Source organism: Undibacterium sp. Di27W (assembly GCF_049340345.1).
Taxonomy (GTDB): domain Bacteria; phylum Pseudomonadota; class Gammaproteobacteria; order Burkholderiales; family Burkholderiaceae_D; genus Undibacterium.
This window is the reverse complement of sequence record NZ_JBMPOS010000118.1, coordinates 1-387: the sequence shown is the minus strand read 5'-3', so window position 1 is coordinate 387 and position 387 is coordinate 1. Positions and strand designations below refer to the sequence as shown.

At 47.0% G+C, this 387-nt stretch carries 1 protein-coding gene; it reads left to right on the top strand.

Going from position 1 to position 387, the window contains the following annotated elements; genetic code table 11:
* Positions 1 to 20: 20 nt before the first annotated feature.
* Positions 21 to 387 (top strand): isoaspartyl peptidase/L-asparaginase (locus tag ACO0LF_RS31560; RefSeq protein ID WP_423021374.1); only part of this gene is annotated, 367 nt, incomplete at its 3' end.

Genomic DNA, 387 nt, shown 5'->3' with positions numbered 1-387 from the left:
AGTGTATCTAAGCGTTGATTATGCTTCTATGCTGCATATTCCGACATCAGCACAAGTACAACGAGAATGTAAGATATAGATTACGCGAAAAAGAAGGACCAATATGGTCCCTTAAACCGACACCCTACACTTCAAGCGGGGGTAGTGCGCCCGCTTTGCTTGGACGAGTTGGCGATACTCCCATTATAGGTAGTGGGTTCTACGCAGGGACACTTGGCGCAGTGGCAATCACGGGAAAAGGTGAGCAGCTTGTGCGACACATTCTTGCATTTTCAGTATATCAATGGCTGGCGGAGGGACAAAGTATGGATTCAGCACTACAACGTGGCATCGATTTATTTGAGTCTACAATCCCAGTCGGAATTATTGCTGTGACCGCAAAGGCTA